Genomic DNA, 14651 nt, shown 5'->3' with positions numbered 1-14651 from the left:
GTTATCACTCCGTTCTCCTGCTTGGCGTCCAAGCAGGCAGTTGAACATGTGGGTCAATTTTCGATGCAAATTTCTAGCGGAAGTGGGTCAGTTCTATGCGCGTATCAACAGTTCACATCAACGACGACCGCGACCGGTCGAATACCTGTCCAGCACGCAGGCTCCAGCCGAACTCCGGAAGCTTGCGCCAAACGATAGCCCGGCCCGACGAGGTACCGCTCGCCTCGATGAGAGACTCCAGCCGCTCTCTCGATTCAGCGACCGCTCCTCGACGTCCATCAACAAGGCCGAATCTGTACTCGTCGTTCGCGGCCGCGTTACCGCGCGCATCCGAAGCTGTCAGATACCTCCATCTTCTTTGGGCGGCTTCACGACCGTATGGCAAGCAGCTTGATGAAGTTGCGCTTCGCTCGATATGCCGCCCAAATCTCCTCCAGTTTACTGGCGAACTCTGGACGTTCAGCCAGCCGCGCCCGCAACATGCCCAAAGCCCGCACGAGTTCGAACGCCTCGTCCTATTTCGCAGCTACCGGCAGTAGCCGGTGATACAGGGCGATGGCGTCGAGTGGATGAGCTTGCCACGGACGCCATAGCTGCGAGGCGACCAGGCCGCCGGCAAACGTTTCCTATGCGACGTCGTTTTCCTTGCCAGTGAGAAACATCCTGACCAGCGCCGTTTGCACGCCGCGTTGCCGGACGGTGCGCTTCCATTTTGCGGTCGCTTCCTCGTCACTGACCGGCGCCCAGAGATGTTTGGGTGAACGCGCTCCCGGGTTTCGGCATTTCTGCTGGTGACAACAGCGACCTCCATCAAAGCCGGAAATGCTTCTGCCGTCAGGCACGTCTCAAAACTGCTCTCATCTCACAGCGCGACTTCTCGCGATGTTAAAGGCGACCACGCAAGGGCTCGGCTATCGTATGGACGCCTCAATCGAATCGCACATCGCTGTACGGTATGCCTATCGATTCATTTCGCGTAATTTCTCGCAATTCAACAAAATATCGACTGAACTCTCCACCTCGACAAAAGCGCAACGGCGATGTTATTGAGCGAAAAGTTTGAAAGAAACCTTAAGTATCGTCACTTTTCCTCCGTTATACGACGTTGTGCCGTCGGCCGCACAGAGTCCATCTGCGACCCTGTTTTGAATTGCCCCACTATTTGACGAGAAGGGCGCTCGATAGGAACCGTATGACAACAGGTAAGGGTGGTTTTCTCATTTACTTTGAACCCGAGCGTTCGGTGCTATTCGAGGAAAGGGTGAGAAAGAACAGCCACTTCTCAGTAGAGCTATCGCAACTCGACAACTCGGCGAAGACACGAGAGCTATTTCTTGTTTGCTTTGATGGTAAGGGCGAGAGCATCTCGGCAGCCGCAATGGTTTCTCACAAGCGCGGGCAAAGAAATACGGGCGCGCGCAACTACAGATTCTCCGACTTCGTGCTCTTTTCGCCAATCGACGTCGAGCAAATGCGCAATGGCTTGTCCTCTGAGGCCAAGGAAGCGCTCATCATAAGCAACGGGGGCGTTGCGAGACGAATATTTCCCGACGTTTGGGGCGAGGTGCGGCGAGCGCTGGCTAGCCTGCGACCGGCGCAAGCGAAAAGCCTTGAGGCACTGTGGAGCAAGGTTTGTCAGCCGGAGCAAGTAGAAACCGAGCTACAGCTGCAAAACCTTGCATTCGAGCGCGATGCGATAGGCCTGGCATTCGATTGCGCAGGCAGTGGACGAATTCGACGGGAGTTGTTGCGGAAAGCCGCGCCTGTCGACCCCGCAGCCCCGGAAGACTCGTTCATTAGGTACATCAAGGAAGCTGCACCAGTCCAGGAGCGGGAGCTCATCGAGCATGACAAAGCGGTATTTGAGCGTATGGAACTACCTGACTTCCGGGTAACCGGGGAGCTTTCTGTCGGAGATGGTTCTCGAAGGCTATATGTCCGCACTTTGGACAAAGGACCGCTCGAACCTTCAATCGGCGTCGACCTTCTTATATACCTGCGCGAACTGGCCTCGCTCGTAATGGTCCAGTACAAGTGCTGCGACAAGAAACGCTCTCACTGGACGTATCGACCCGACAGCAAGTTTGACGAGCAAATGGAGAGCATGCGTCGGGTCGAGGCTGCGTTTGAAGAACTACGCCTGACGAAACTTCAACAGAAGCATTCTCTTTCGGAGCAGTTACGTTACAGCAGACTGTGTACAGCACCGTTCTACGTAAAGTTCTGCAAGCGAACCGTGTTAGAAAGACAAGACGGAGAACTGTGTGATGGCCGTCTGCTGCGTCGAGCCGATTTGGAAAAACTCCTGCTAACGGAGCACGGCCGTGGACCGCGAGACGGACGAATGGTCAACTATGCGGAAATCCCTCGCTATCTCTCGAACAGCGATTTCACGGGCCTTGTTAGCGGAGGCTGGATTGGTACGAGTCATCTTGATGACCGTGACCTTACCGCTGCAATCCGTGAACTGACCGAAAATTCATCGCGCGTTGTTCTCGCCGAGGTTCAGAAGAGACGATGACTCGCCGAGAAGTAAGCGAGGACAAATCATTCAGTGATTCTTCGCAACGGTGGCGGGTACGCTCACTCGCGCGTGGTGCTCATAACTAGTTGAGCGCGGCGCATTTGCGCAAAGACTACAGTCTCAATCAAGAAAAAAATGAAAGCACAGATTAGCGAAAGTAACGTGGTGGCATCGAGACTCTGGAAGTATCTTCTCGCTCAAGCGCCAAATACGCAAGCCTCAATCGAATTGTCCTACAAGCACGCGTTGTTCATCATGTATCTATACGCGATGAGAAACACTCGTGCGTTTAACGAAGCCATCACGCGACAAATATGGACTCGCGACACGCCAGGAGGGTCCCATGTAAAGTCGGATGAGTCTCTTAGAACGCACGACGTCTACTCCTGGCTAGTAAACGAACTCCCAGATTCCTACCCTGAACGTCTCGAACGTGCGTATCTCGCCACGCTCGACTGGTTGCGCAGACAAACGCGGCTCGGACCCAGATTTGAGCCATCCGCCAGAATCTGGTTAGCGAACCAAGCGCGAGTTTTGCGGGATTGGTTGGAGAATGTCAACGAACGACAGCTGCTCTACGCTTTCGACCAAGGCATTGCAAAGCTCGTACCCACCGATATTGATGTCGCGAGAGAAAGCTTCTCGGCCGAGCTAGCTGCTAGCTGTCTCCCTGAGAATACTCGGAATATATGCGACCTTCACGGAGCGACCGGCCACCTTGCTTTGGAAGTCTTTGAAAGCGTCGGCGCCTTTGGTAGTTGTCTGTTAGGGAAAGAAGTGTCCATTCCCGAGGCTGTCGATATGCGATTGAAGATGCTAGGTATTGACATTTCATACGTTAACACGACCATACCCGACGAATGGGGAACGGTGTCATGGCCGCTCAATGTCGATATGTTGCTCGTGAATCCTACGCCGCGCGGAGCGAGGCAGAGAGCCACGACTGACCCTTACGTTCACGAAGATAAGCTTGCGGCAGTCAACTGGGCGCACAGGCTCTGTCGGGGAACGCGCTTCCGATTCGCATTAGTGATTGTGCCGCAGATTGATGGAGTATCTCCGAAATGGAGCAGAGAAGTCAGAGAGGAACTGATTGAGACTGGTCGTGTCGCTGCAGTCGTTGATTTTCCGCGCGAAGCCTCTGATACGCGAAACTCCAAATTCTCGGCGTGGCTTTTGAAGGGAGACGAGGCCGTACCCGGGAATACGCGCCAGGATATTCTGTTCATCGATGCGCGAGCGCTTTCGCTCCTGACTCCAAATAAGCAGATGAAAGCGTCCGCCCGTTTCATTGGCACGATGCTCGCGGACCTCATTGGGGGACACGACGCATCATCCCGGGCTCTACTGCGCCTTGAGGGAGAGAACCCATTTCTCGCCGGAATTTTCTCGCGGGAATTCACGCCGGGCATGTTTGATTCCCCCGGGTTGTCTCGGCACGTCTCAGTCAAAGAAGTCAAAGAGAATGGCTATGTCTTGACCGCATCGACCTATGTTAGACCTGCTGTTGAAGGCACTTGGGTTCACGGCCTTGACAGGCGCGCATTGGATAGGTTGTTGCGCGGAGCCAATTCGTTTGGCAAACGAATGTACGTCATTGGAAACAATGGAGAAGGCAAGAGCATCCTGCTTCGCGATGTGGCGAAAATGTCTGTCGACAATAAGAGGCTCACTATCGCCGTAGCGGCAGGCTCGTCTGACAGATTTCCAAGAGAAGTACGAGGTGAGAACGCAACATTCTATAAATATCGTGGTGCGAAAACTAGCGCGCGAGGTGTCAACTCTATTCAGACAGCCGTAGACGCCGCCAGACTGATGCTGACCATTCATTCCGACTCAGAGAAGCTGAGTGTCTTCGAAGATATTGTTAGTCTCATTGGATTTTCGGCCGAGCAGTTCCTTATTCCTAAGAACGTGCAGCAAAACACGAACGTTAGCGATAGTGCCATCGGTGGCATTGCACGATTGGCGTCGCAATCGCACGACGACAGTCTCATTATTGACAATCTTCGTCAACATCCCGAGGAGCAGAGAAAATACAAACTTGGTCTGCGCCGTCAACATAACGGGGATGGAATCGTTCCTTTCGATGAACTCAGCTCGGGGGAGCAGCAGATAGTTATGCTCGTTGCCAAAATGGTGAAGGAGGCTGAAGTGGGCTGTCTGTTTCTGGTCGATGAGCCGGAAATCAGTTTACACGTAAGCTGGCAACGCGCGCTTCCTAAGCTTTTCCAACTAATTGCGCAGAGATTTAACGTTGATATTCTGGTCGCTACTCATTCACCGGTCGTTGTCGCGAGTGCTGACAATGAAGGGGACCACTGCTTCACTATCAAGAATCGTGCACTTAAAACGTTGGAGCGCATGAATCGGCGCTCGGTTGAAACCGCTCTTTTTGAGGGATTTCGCACTCATACCCCGAACAATCGCGAGGTGCACGAGAGATGCGCTTCGTTGGTTGCGGATTTCATCGACAAGGCAAATCAGCACACCGTCAATGACAACCCAGAAGAGGATGTCTTGCAACAACTTGAAGAGATGAAGCAAATAATTTCGGAACAGGGTAGGTTCGACCAAGAGGAAAGCGTTGCGTTTGATATGCGGCTCATCGAGAGAGCGCAAGCGGCAATTCAGGAGATTGTCAGGAACGCCTCATCAACTACCGCGGGCGACGCAGAATGAGCACAACTATGCGGTCAGTAAAACAGCTTGACGAGGAAGAGGCCGCTTTTCTTGCTCGCCCGCACAAGTACCAATATCTACAGGATGACGCACGAAAGATTTGGGCTGAGGCGCAAAAGGCCTCAGGAGCAAATCGCGAGGACCGGTGGGCACAGCTTGCACAGCAGACGGTTTTGAAGCCGGACCCCAATCCAAAAGGCGAGACGCGCCCGATTGGAGCGGAGATAATTGCGGCACTTCGACGACACCTTGCGAATCTCCAAGGGACGAGGTGCTGCTATTGTCGTCGGTGGCTTCAGAATATTGCCCATGCGCGGCCGGTAGAGCACATCCTGTCGCGGGACGATTACCCCCAGTTTTCGTTGCACTACCGGAATCTCGCGTTGGCATGCAGAGATTGCAATCAGCAGAAGACGAATAAAAACTGGACGACATTGGACAAGACGGCGGCGGCGTACCCCCTTCCAGCGGAAGCGGGAGACTACTTCCATCCGCGTCTTCCCGTTTTCGACGGCCACATTCGCTACGTCCGTGTGGAAACGAACGATGCAGCTATCGCCATATATCAAGGTCTGACAGCGCAAGGGCGTCAATTGTGTCGGGACCATTTGAAGAAAATATCGCAGGTGGACGCATTGTTCAAAAACAATCGACAGCTTTCTGGGGCAATCGAACGTTTGCAAGCGGCCGGCGATAACCCGGAAGAGGCGGAAATGGTAAAACTAAACGAGTTCGTTGGCGCACTTCATGAGGCAATCTACCGTATTGCGGGAGGCTGAGTGGTGAGGGGTACTCCACTGCGCGCCCGGCAGACAAACTGGCGACGACCGGTGCATTCGCGTTTTTTAATGACATGCTCCACCCCGCAAATCAGACACGGAAACGCGGCAGGCACCAGACGCAAGTGAGCGTCGTAGGCGAGCTTCGCGGCTTCACATCAGAAGGTCGCGTTCGAAAGCGAACGGTGACAAGGCAAAGGTAGCAGGCCCAACACCAATGCGTATCAGGTCATCTCTTTGCAATCAGGTTGGCGGCGCTGTCGGTCCAGACAGCACAGCGATGTGAACGGTCCACGCGTCCATTTTTCCAACGCCGGCATCATCCGCGTGGGACAGCAGGTAGAAGCCAGAGTCCAGCGGCCGGGGAAGCCTGATGACGTTCATCTTTGCAATTGGCCGGGAGTCCCGCCGCGCATTGCGCGACCGCTGCATACTGCGGTTGCGTTCGCGATACGCGGGATGCGCGGCTCGATATTCGCGCCAGTAGCTCGAGTGGTCCGCGCGCCATTTCGCCTGTGCGCGCGCCTGGTTGTCGCGATAGTCGCTGTCGTTACAGAGCCTGTTGCTCTGCCAGTCGCGTCGACGGGCCCGCTGGCACGCCTTCGCGGAGCAATATTGCTGACGGGGAACGTGCCGCAGCGGCACGAACGCGTTGCCACAGGCAAGACAAAGACGGGTCGATTTCATGGGCCCCTCCAGTTCGGATTGCAACGGGCGCAGCTGGGGCGTTTCGGTGTCTTCGCAAAGGGGCTACACTCAATTTCTACCCCCGCCCGGGAGCCAATATGTCGACAGACGGGAAAAGTTCGCCATCAATTGCCGACGCGGTGCTGCTCGCGCGCGTACGTATGGACGAGATGTTCACGCGTGTTGGGGCCAGTCTGCCTTCCGACGTTCGGCGCGAGCTCTCCGCCGGCGTGGAGGCAATACTCGTTGACGTTCTGAGCCGGCATCCCGCATGGCGGCATGATACCGACGACTTCCTGTCCATCGCCGAGGCGGCGACCCTGCTATTCGTGTCCCGCCCGCACGTCTCGAAGCTGCTGGAGCAAGGGAAACTGGAGTTCCATGATAAAAAGGGGGGCGACCGATTCGTCACGAAGGCATCGGTGCTGGAGTATTGGGCGACCCGCGAGGCTGCAATAGAGGCCTATAACGCATCGACGTCCGGCGAAGAATGACCTGGCCAGCGCGCGCTACGAATCACTTTGAGCCAGACACCGACACCGGAATCATCACATGCATGGTTCTCGCGATAGCCGCTGTCGTTACAGAGCCGGTTGTTCTGCGAGTCGCGTCGAAGGGTGCGCTGGCACGCCTTCGAGGAGCAATATCGCCGAGGGGGAACATGCAGCAGCGCCACGAACGCGTTGCCGCAGGCAAGACAAAGGCGGGTCGATTTCATGGGGCCCCTCCACGTCGGGTCGAGACGGGCGCGAGCGGCCGTCTTGACCCACCAGCGAAATCGCTGGCCTGAGGAGGGAGAGTGAAGGGTCGTCGGCGCACATCCAGCAGATTCCCATCACCCGCGAAAATCGCTAAAATCTCCTTACTTTAAGCGCAGTTTTTCGAAAACCGCGCGCGTGCGCGACCGCCGTCCGCTGACGGGAGAGCTCATTTCGGGGCCTTCAACCACACCGCATTTGACGTGGCCTTGGTCGGAATTTCTCGGCTTATGGGTGCGTTTTTCTTAGGTTATGCATCCGCCCCGGCTGGGAAGCCTTATCTGGCAAGGGCCAGTTTCTCGGGATATGCGACCATCTACAACCGCTGCTTAGATAAATGCATGACGTAAGAATAGAGGACCCGTAAGTTGAGAGACTTACGGGTCTTTTTTATGGTTCGGACTGTCCGCGCCCCGCGGCATCTCAGGGGCACGGCACAGATATCTCTGTTGCAGATTTTTACCGATCCATTTTCCTCCGCACCGGGGATTACGCACTAGAGCTGCCACCGAGTTTCATTCCGCCGATATCATATTTAAAGTATTCTCCCGCTTGCCGTCGCGACTGTGGCAATTGTCGCCCGTCTGTGTCGGCGCGTCTAATAATCTGAGAGCATGATATGAGCAGATACTGCGGGGACGACGACTCGAAATGGATCCTAGAGGCGGCCGCGCATTGGCGTGATGCCGCACTGCTGGGCGGCGGTTCCGTCCTCACGAGCAAGCAGCTTTGGACGTCGTCGGCACTGGAACTACTCGACGAGTACTTTGTAAGAAGGCCGGACCTTGGCGACGGTAAATACCTGGAAAAGCTGAAACAGCAGCTCTCCCCCGTTGAAGGCCCCGCGAAGCAACTGGTCGCGGAGATGATGTGGCTGCTGTACCTTTGCCCGAGCAGCCTGACCGCAGCCCACAAGCGCAAGACTATCGAAGCGATCTGGGACTGGTCGGGTGAGCCATCGCCCACCGATTCGCGCTGGCTGGATGATGACGTGCTCGCTGGTATCGGTAGTGCAGGCCCGGGCTTTAATCAGAATCAGTGGCGAGAACTCGTTTTCCTGATCAACTTTCTCCGCCGCTTTCGTGCGCTAAGCGCAGACGACCAAGTTGCGTTAACGGAAGACGGCTGGAAGTTCGATGAATGGCTGCGCCAGATTCAGGATTGGGAAGCGAGGCAGTTTCGTCACATGCTCCTCTTCCTACTATTTCCAGACGACTTCGAGCGCATCTTCGGGAAGAACGACCGCAAGACCATCGTTCGACACTACTCGAAGCGCGAGCGGCGCGAAGTCAATCGAATGGATGCGGTCCAACTCGATCGAGAACTGCATACCATCCGAAAACGCCTTGAGGTGGAGCGCGGAACGACGCAATTGGATTACTACGTACCTCCGTTAAAAGGTGAATGGCGTAGTGAAACGTTCGCCGCTGCAACGGAGGGCGTAACGGATGAGCACATCCTGCAAGCATTGAGTGAGATTGATCAAGAAGGCGTGTCGGAGGATGCAGAGTCTACTGGCTACGATCTCTTCTTCGAAGGCAAGCGCTATCCGCCCAAGTTAGTTGTGTCGCTGGCAGTCAAATACGCCACGGGTGAGCCACTAGATCGCGCTACATTTTCCGGAGGCGAAACGTCCTCAGCTTTTCGTCTATTGCGGCGTTTGGGTTTTGAGGTCGGTGCGAAAGATGACCCTGTCGGCGGTATTCCCGAACTGCTAGATCGTTTCCTGAAGCAAGCCAACAATGGAACGGAGCTTCAAACCCAAGGCTACCTCAAAGAGTATCGCGGCCTCAGGGTTCGCCTAAGCTTTGGCAAGGGCGGCATTGCTCGGACCCCGTGGATTGCCTTTCTCGGCGGAGAACAGTCAGTCACCGACGGCATCTATCCCTCGCTCTTGTTCTTCAGAGAGCAGCAACAACTCGTATTGTGTTATGGGGTAAGCGACGAGGAGACACCACGTCTGACTTGGGGCGAGCTTGGGGGAGTAGAGACCGTAAGAGACTGGTTCAAGGGGAGATTTGGGCGCACGCCGGAACGTTATGGATCATCCTTCGTCCGGGCCGCCTACGACGTCACGCAGCCTCTTCCCATGGCGGAGCTGCAACAAGATTTGGACGATGCTATCGACATCTACAATCGAGCGCTCAGCGCCGATGACGAGAATCCACAGTTAGAAACGGATGAGCCGCAACCGGTCCACACGCCTCTTCCTCTCCGAGCCGATCTTCGCGAAGCGGTCGAATCATTCGGCGCTGCTCTGCGCGCTAGTGGCGTGCAATTCGGAGTTCAGCATGATGAACTTGTTTCAGCCTTCGTCGCCAGTCTGGTTGCTAAGCCGCTAGTCATCCTTACGGGTTTGTCCGGCTCTGGTAAAACACAAATTGCTATACGTTTCGGCGAATGGCTGGGAAAGGATCGGCTACACGTCGCGGCCGTACGTCCAGACTGGACAGGCGCAGAGGTACTGTTCGGCTACGAAGATGCGCTCAAGCGGGAGCTCGACGGGCGACCTGCGTGGGCGGTTCCTGCTCCGCTGGAATTTATCTTGAAGGCCATCGCTGACCCACAGCATCCCTATTTGCTGTTGCTCGACGAAATGAACTTGGCGCACGTTGAGCGCTATTTCGCAGACGTACTGTCGGGCATGGAGTCCGGTCAACCATGCCTCCCGAACCTGCATAAGGGCGCAGATGGCTGTTGGCGACTGCGTGTTGGCGCGGAGCCGAGAGTCGCCTTCCCAAGAAACCTATGGATTGTTGGTACGGTCAACGTCGACGAGACGACATATATGTTTTCGCCGAAAGTACTTGATCGTGCTAACACTTTCGAGTTTCGCGTGAATTCGAACGATCTGTCGATTGAAGTCGCTAAGCCTCTGCCGTGTGAACCCGGAGATCAGGAACTGGTAAGAGGGCTTCTGAGCATCGCTAGAGACGATGGCTGGCATCGAGAGCACCCAAACGCGGCGGCCGACGAGCTCTCCGTCCGTCTGCGACAGCTGCATGAACTGCTGAGCCGATACAACCTCGAGTTTGGGCACCGATTGTTCTATGAAGCAATGCGATTTGCCTCACTCTCGGAAGAGGCAGGAATTGGAGGGCTGGGAGCGATCATGGACCGAATTGTCATCCAAAAGATATTGCCGAGATTGCATGGTTCGCGCCGACGTTTGGAGCTGCCTCTGCTGGCGCTTGCGCAGTTGGCCAGAGACCTACCCAACGCAGTCGCGAGCGACGACTTGCTGCCAACGGCAATGGTGGAGGAGGCACCGGAGCTGGGTGCAGCTCTCCCTGCTGCCTACGCCAAGACGATTCGAATGCTTCGAAGCTTGCGTGCCAATCAGTTCGCCAGCTTTACGGAATAATTCGTGCGTGCCGTTTCAGAAGCTTCCGTTCCTCTTCACGGCCCGGCCGGGGAGGTCGTCGCACGGCTGCGCATCGCGGTGTTGCCGCGGAAGGGGTCGTCTTCCGGCGCGACGCTTTGGTCTCCCGATAGTACAGCCGCATCGATTGACTTATCGAGCAGTGTCGAGCTGTTGGAAGGCATGGAGTATCGATATGCTTGGGAAGATATTCAACAAGACATCGACAGTCTGATTGCCGATCCCGAAGAGATCTTCCAAGCAGATACCTTCGAGGGAAAGACCGGACGTCTACGTCCTAGATTGTCAACAGGCACCATACGCGTCGTCCTACGCGCTGGCATCCGCACCTTGGGCGAGTTGGAGCTCGAGGTTCGATCCCGCAAGCTCTCGTACCCATCCGAATACCGCTGGATGCTGCGCGACATCGCGGAACAGATGACGGAGTTAGTGATGGAGCGGTTCGCGGTTAGCGAAGCACGCTTTGACCTCGACGACACACGCGATGCAGTTACCCTCTATCAGCGTTTCACCTTCCTGCGTGCTTTGTTTGAAAGCGAAAGGTTCCAAGGCGCGTTTCGCGAGATCATCCGCCGCCCACACACCGCGTGGAAAAGCTCGCACGAAATAGTGCGACCGGGCGCGGGGGTGCGGGCGGACTCGCACGTACTCCGGCAGTTTGCGAGGAGTGGATCGCGATCGGCTTGGCCGGGAGGGCCAATCGCATCCGTCCCGTCTCGCCTAGCGCGTACGCGGACCGAGGCAACTCGCGATACCGCGCCCAACCGCTTCGTTAAGTTTGCCTTGGAGTACTGGCGCCAGATGCTGGGGGATATCGATCGAGGACTTGCTGAGGCGCGGGCCACGCCCGCTACGACACGGGGGCGCAGAGAAATTGCAGCGGTGACGTCGCAGTTGGAAGAGTTACTTCATCAAGAACTGTTTGCTGAAGTTGGCTGGCTCTCACGATTTCCTGCCGACGACCAAGTCCTTCAAAAACGTGAAGGCTATCGAGACATTTTCAGAGCCTATGTAGAGACTGAGTTTGCGGCCCGTCTCTCCTGGCAGTCGTCACCTGAGGACTATGGCGCGGGGCAGCGCGATGTTGCAACGCTCTATGAGTATTGGGCATTCATTCAGCTTTCGCAGTTGGTGGCCTCGCTGGTTGGACAAACGTTTGATATGAGCCCACTGGTGCAGTCGCGGTCGAGTAGTCTTACAGTCGGCATCCGTACCGGAGTGGAGACCGTTCTATCCGGGGTCGTAGAACGCTTTGATCGGCGTATGAAGGTAGAGCTCTGCTTTAATCGGACTTATCGACGCAGCACGGCAAATAATTCCTCATGGACCAAGCCAATGCGTCCGGACTACTCATTGCTGGTCAGTCCAGGCGAGGGAGAGCCAGCAACCTTCGAACCAATCGCTGTTCATTTCGATGCCAAGTACCGAGTTGAATTCGTCAAAGAAGTTTTCGGTTTGGATGACGAGGAGGAGGGAGCAGGGACCTTGCAGGCGCCCGCAGGTGTGGAGCGCGGCCGTGCCTTGCGGGCAGACTTGCTCAAGATGCATGCCTACCGTGATGCGATCCGTCGGACGGCGGGCGCTTACGTGCTCTATCCCGGTGGTGACGCTGAAGAGGTTGGTCTCCGGTATCCGGAATACCACGAACTTTTACCCGGGTTAGGGGCCTTCGTGTTGCGGCCAACTGACACCGGAAACGCGTGCGGTGTGCCGGCGCTAAGGCAATTCATCAGCGAAGTGCTGGATCACGTGGCAACCCGCCTCACTATGCATGAGCGCGGCCGGCACTGGCTGGAGGATGCTTATGGTCAGCAAAAGCAAGACCGGCTAACTCGAGTGCTCGCACCACCGCTGCCAGATACAGGCGTGCTCTTGGGATTCGTGAAGAGCCGTGAGCACTGGAGTTGGATTAGGGCACGTAAGGCATATAACGTGAGAGCCGAGGGAAGGCGCGGCGGTGTTCATGCCGGTGCGGCACTTCTGCAGAGCCAACTGTTGCTCCTCTACTGTCCATCGACGGACGAGATCGAGCTCGCCCGTATTGTTTCTGATGCGGAAAGGGTTTCGACAACCAGCATGGCTGCAGCGGGCTATCCGAATCCGAATGGGGATTACTGGTGCGTGCAGTTACAGTGGCTGCAGCAAGCGCAGTGGATCGTTGGCCTCTCGTCTTCCTCAATTGACATGTATGTCCGTGGGCTAGGGCTGGTCTATGGCGAACCAGCTTGCGCCATATGGAGCAAGGTTCGCTCACTCACTCGCGCCGCGGAGTAGTGCGTTATCAGGATGGTAAGGACCATTTTGCCGCCATCGGGAAAATGGTCCTGCATAGCTGTAAGTTGCACGAGAGCTCAGCGCGCGGTGAGAGCTGTCAATTAGTGGCGAACGACAACGCAAATTCAAACCTAGAAATCGCGATTGCGCTGTGAGCGCGGTCGAATCTCAAGTTCTGTTATTTCAAGCGGGCGTGATAGTCAGCCTGCCTTGCTCTACTTCTACCCGAATCCTCCCGCTAATCTCAAACCCTGCCGCCTCCAGCCACCGCCCAGAAAGTCGAATCCAAGGCGCCGGCGGCAAATCGGGAAAGAATTCGATATGAGCCGGCGCATACGTTTTCATCGGCCGCGGGCGTCTTTGTGACGAAATGGTCAAGATGCGTTGGGTAACAGGCGCAACTGCTTTATGATTGGCGTCAGCCTTGATCAACTCCTATTAACGTAGGGTTGTTTTTGGTCAGCGGGTCGTTTGGGTGGCAGCCCATGCGTCCCGCGCTTCATCTCCTTCCTCGTTCTCCTTTGCTTGGTTCCGCGCTTTCGCGTCCTCTTCTACGCTACAAACGAGCCAATCAATCATGCTATATAAGCACAACGTATTTTGATTTTTTCTGACCATGTCGTTAGGTATCCGATGTATTTTCTCCCATTGTCAGAAGTTGTGCAACAACGTCGAAGCGGCACCTAAAGAGACCACCGAGCGCCCCTCCGACCTGCTCCACGCCTTCGCCTCCCCGTCCCTGACGCAAAACAACCGCGCCTTCCGCCTGCACTGGGGCTCGGCCCGGTCGAGCCTCGAGTAGGTGCTGATCGCGCATCGCATCGGCATCAGGGAGGGCCTGTGCTCAGGCATCGTGGGTCACGTGACGTGTCTGTCGACGCGCGCGGACTTGCCGCTCAATGCGTTCATCGGCTTGCCGCTGTCGGTGCAAATGGTCACCCATCGTGGCGCCTTGCACCCGATCTGCGCGATCGTCACCGACGCGCGCGCGGGCCAGTCGGGCGGGTCGCTGGCGACCTACCAGTTGACCCTGCGCGATGCGTTATCGGTGCTGGAGGGGCGGACCAATACGCGCATCTGCCGCACGCTGAGTGTGCCCGATGTGATCGAGAAGCTGCTGGGCGAATGGCAGAAAAAGAGTCCGGCGCTCGCGCGCGCGTTCGATTTCGACCTGTCGTCGCTGGATCGCGCGAACTTTCCGGTGCGCGAGACGCCGTTGCAGTTTCACGAGTCGGACTGGGATTTCATCCGGCGACTGTGCCGTCGCGTGTGGCTGCGTGGTTCACGGCGGCGGGCAAGCGGGGCGCGGTCCCATCGGCCGACGACGCCGGTGAATCGCCGGTGCACACGCGGGTGCTCGGACCGCCCGATGAAACTGCCACAGTCGTCGGCCGGTAACGCGTGGCGCTGCATGGGCAGCATACCGGGTGGGGCTGCACATTAATAGGCAGTATGTCTGCCCAGCCATCGATCGAAAGATGAGTGCGTTGCAAAGCCATTGCAAATCGCCACAGTGATTCATACTCGGTTTCATTGGCATGCAGCTCTACCAACGACAGGCAGGA

Annotated in this window: 10 protein-coding genes; 7 read left to right on the top strand and 3 right to left on the bottom strand. The window is 56.3% G+C overall.

All coding sequences use genetic code 11. The features are described from left to right. Window positions 1–1192 precede the first annotated feature (1192 nt). The 3 genes from JMY24_RS15415 (at window position 1193) to JMY24_RS15405 (ending at window position 5985) form a co-directional block, all read left to right on the top strand. Window positions 1193–2521, top strand: a complete 1329-nt coding sequence (locus JMY24_RS15415) for a hypothetical protein (protein WP_128593994.1) — start codon at window positions 1193–1195, stop codon at window positions 2519–2521. A gap of 138 nt (window positions 2522–2659) precedes the next feature. Further along, window positions 2660–5206, top strand: a complete 2547-nt coding sequence (locus tag JMY24_RS15410; RefSeq protein ID WP_128593995.1) for an AAA family ATPase — start codon at window positions 2660–2662, stop codon at window positions 5204–5206. Then, a complete protein-coding gene (locus JMY24_RS15405; protein ID WP_128593996.1) occupies window positions 5203–5985 on the top strand; it encodes an HNH endonuclease in 783 nt (260 codons plus the stop codon). Before JMY24_RS15410 ends, JMY24_RS15405 begins: the two co-directional genes overlap by 4 nt. 243 nt (window positions 5986–6228) lie before the next feature. Here the strand turns inward: JMY24_RS15405 and JMY24_RS15400 are convergent, their stop codons facing one another. Then, the gene (locus JMY24_RS15400; RefSeq protein WP_201702345.1) at window positions 6229–6672 is read right to left on the bottom strand and encodes a hypothetical protein; all 444 of its coding nucleotides are present in this window, start codon (window positions 6670–6672) and stop codon (window positions 6229–6231) included. 98 nt (window positions 6673–6770) lie between these two features. On the opposite strand from JMY24_RS15400, the gene JMY24_RS15395 reads away from it, so the two are divergent. After that, on the top strand, window positions 6771–7166 hold the full coding sequence (locus tag JMY24_RS15395) for a helix-turn-helix domain-containing protein (protein WP_128593997.1): 396 nt from the start codon (window positions 6771–6773) through the stop codon (window positions 7164–7166). Here JMY24_RS15395 and JMY24_RS15390 read toward each other — a convergent pair. After that, window positions 7136–7390 carry a hypothetical protein gene (locus JMY24_RS15390; protein WP_128593998.1) on the bottom strand — a complete coding sequence of 85 codons (255 nt, stop codon included), beginning with the start codon at window positions 7388–7390 and terminating at the stop codon, window positions 7136–7138. The two genes, JMY24_RS15395 and JMY24_RS15390, sit on opposite strands and share 31 nt — an antisense overlap. A 659-nt stretch (window positions 7391–8049) precedes the next feature. Between JMY24_RS15390 and JMY24_RS15385 the strand changes: the two genes are divergently transcribed. Next, window positions 8050–10794, top strand: a complete 2745-nt coding sequence (locus JMY24_RS15385) for an McrB family protein (protein ID WP_128593999.1) — start codon at window positions 8050–8052, stop codon at window positions 10792–10794. A gap of 3 nt (window positions 10795–10797) precedes the next feature. Beyond that, window positions 10798–13086, top strand: coding sequence for a DUF2357 domain-containing protein (locus tag JMY24_RS15380; protein ID WP_236597409.1), 2289 nt, complete (start codon window positions 10798–10800; stop codon window positions 13084–13086). 183 nt (window positions 13087–13269) lie between these two features. Here JMY24_RS15380 and JMY24_RS15375 read toward each other — a convergent pair whose 3' ends face one another. Next, window positions 13270–13431 (bottom strand): SymE family type I addiction module toxin, encoded by a 162-nt coding sequence (locus tag JMY24_RS15375; RefSeq protein WP_128594034.1) that lies wholly within the window; start codon window positions 13429–13431, stop codon window positions 13270–13272. A gap of 457 nt (window positions 13432–13888) precedes the next feature. Here JMY24_RS15375 and JMY24_RS15370 point away from each other — a divergent pair, with 457 nt between their 5' ends. Continuing rightward, on the top strand, window positions 13889–14530 hold the full coding sequence (locus JMY24_RS15370; protein WP_236597408.1) for a contractile injection system protein, VgrG/Pvc8 family: 642 nt from the start codon (window positions 13889–13891) through the stop codon (window positions 14528–14530). Window positions 14531–14651 lie beyond the last annotated feature (121 nt).

This window comes from Paraburkholderia kirstenboschensis, from assembly GCF_904848585.1.
GTDB classification, from domain to species: Bacteria; Pseudomonadota; Gammaproteobacteria; order Burkholderiales; family Burkholderiaceae; genus Paraburkholderia; species Paraburkholderia kirstenboschensis.
This window is presented reverse-complemented; position numbering and strand designations above follow the sequence as displayed.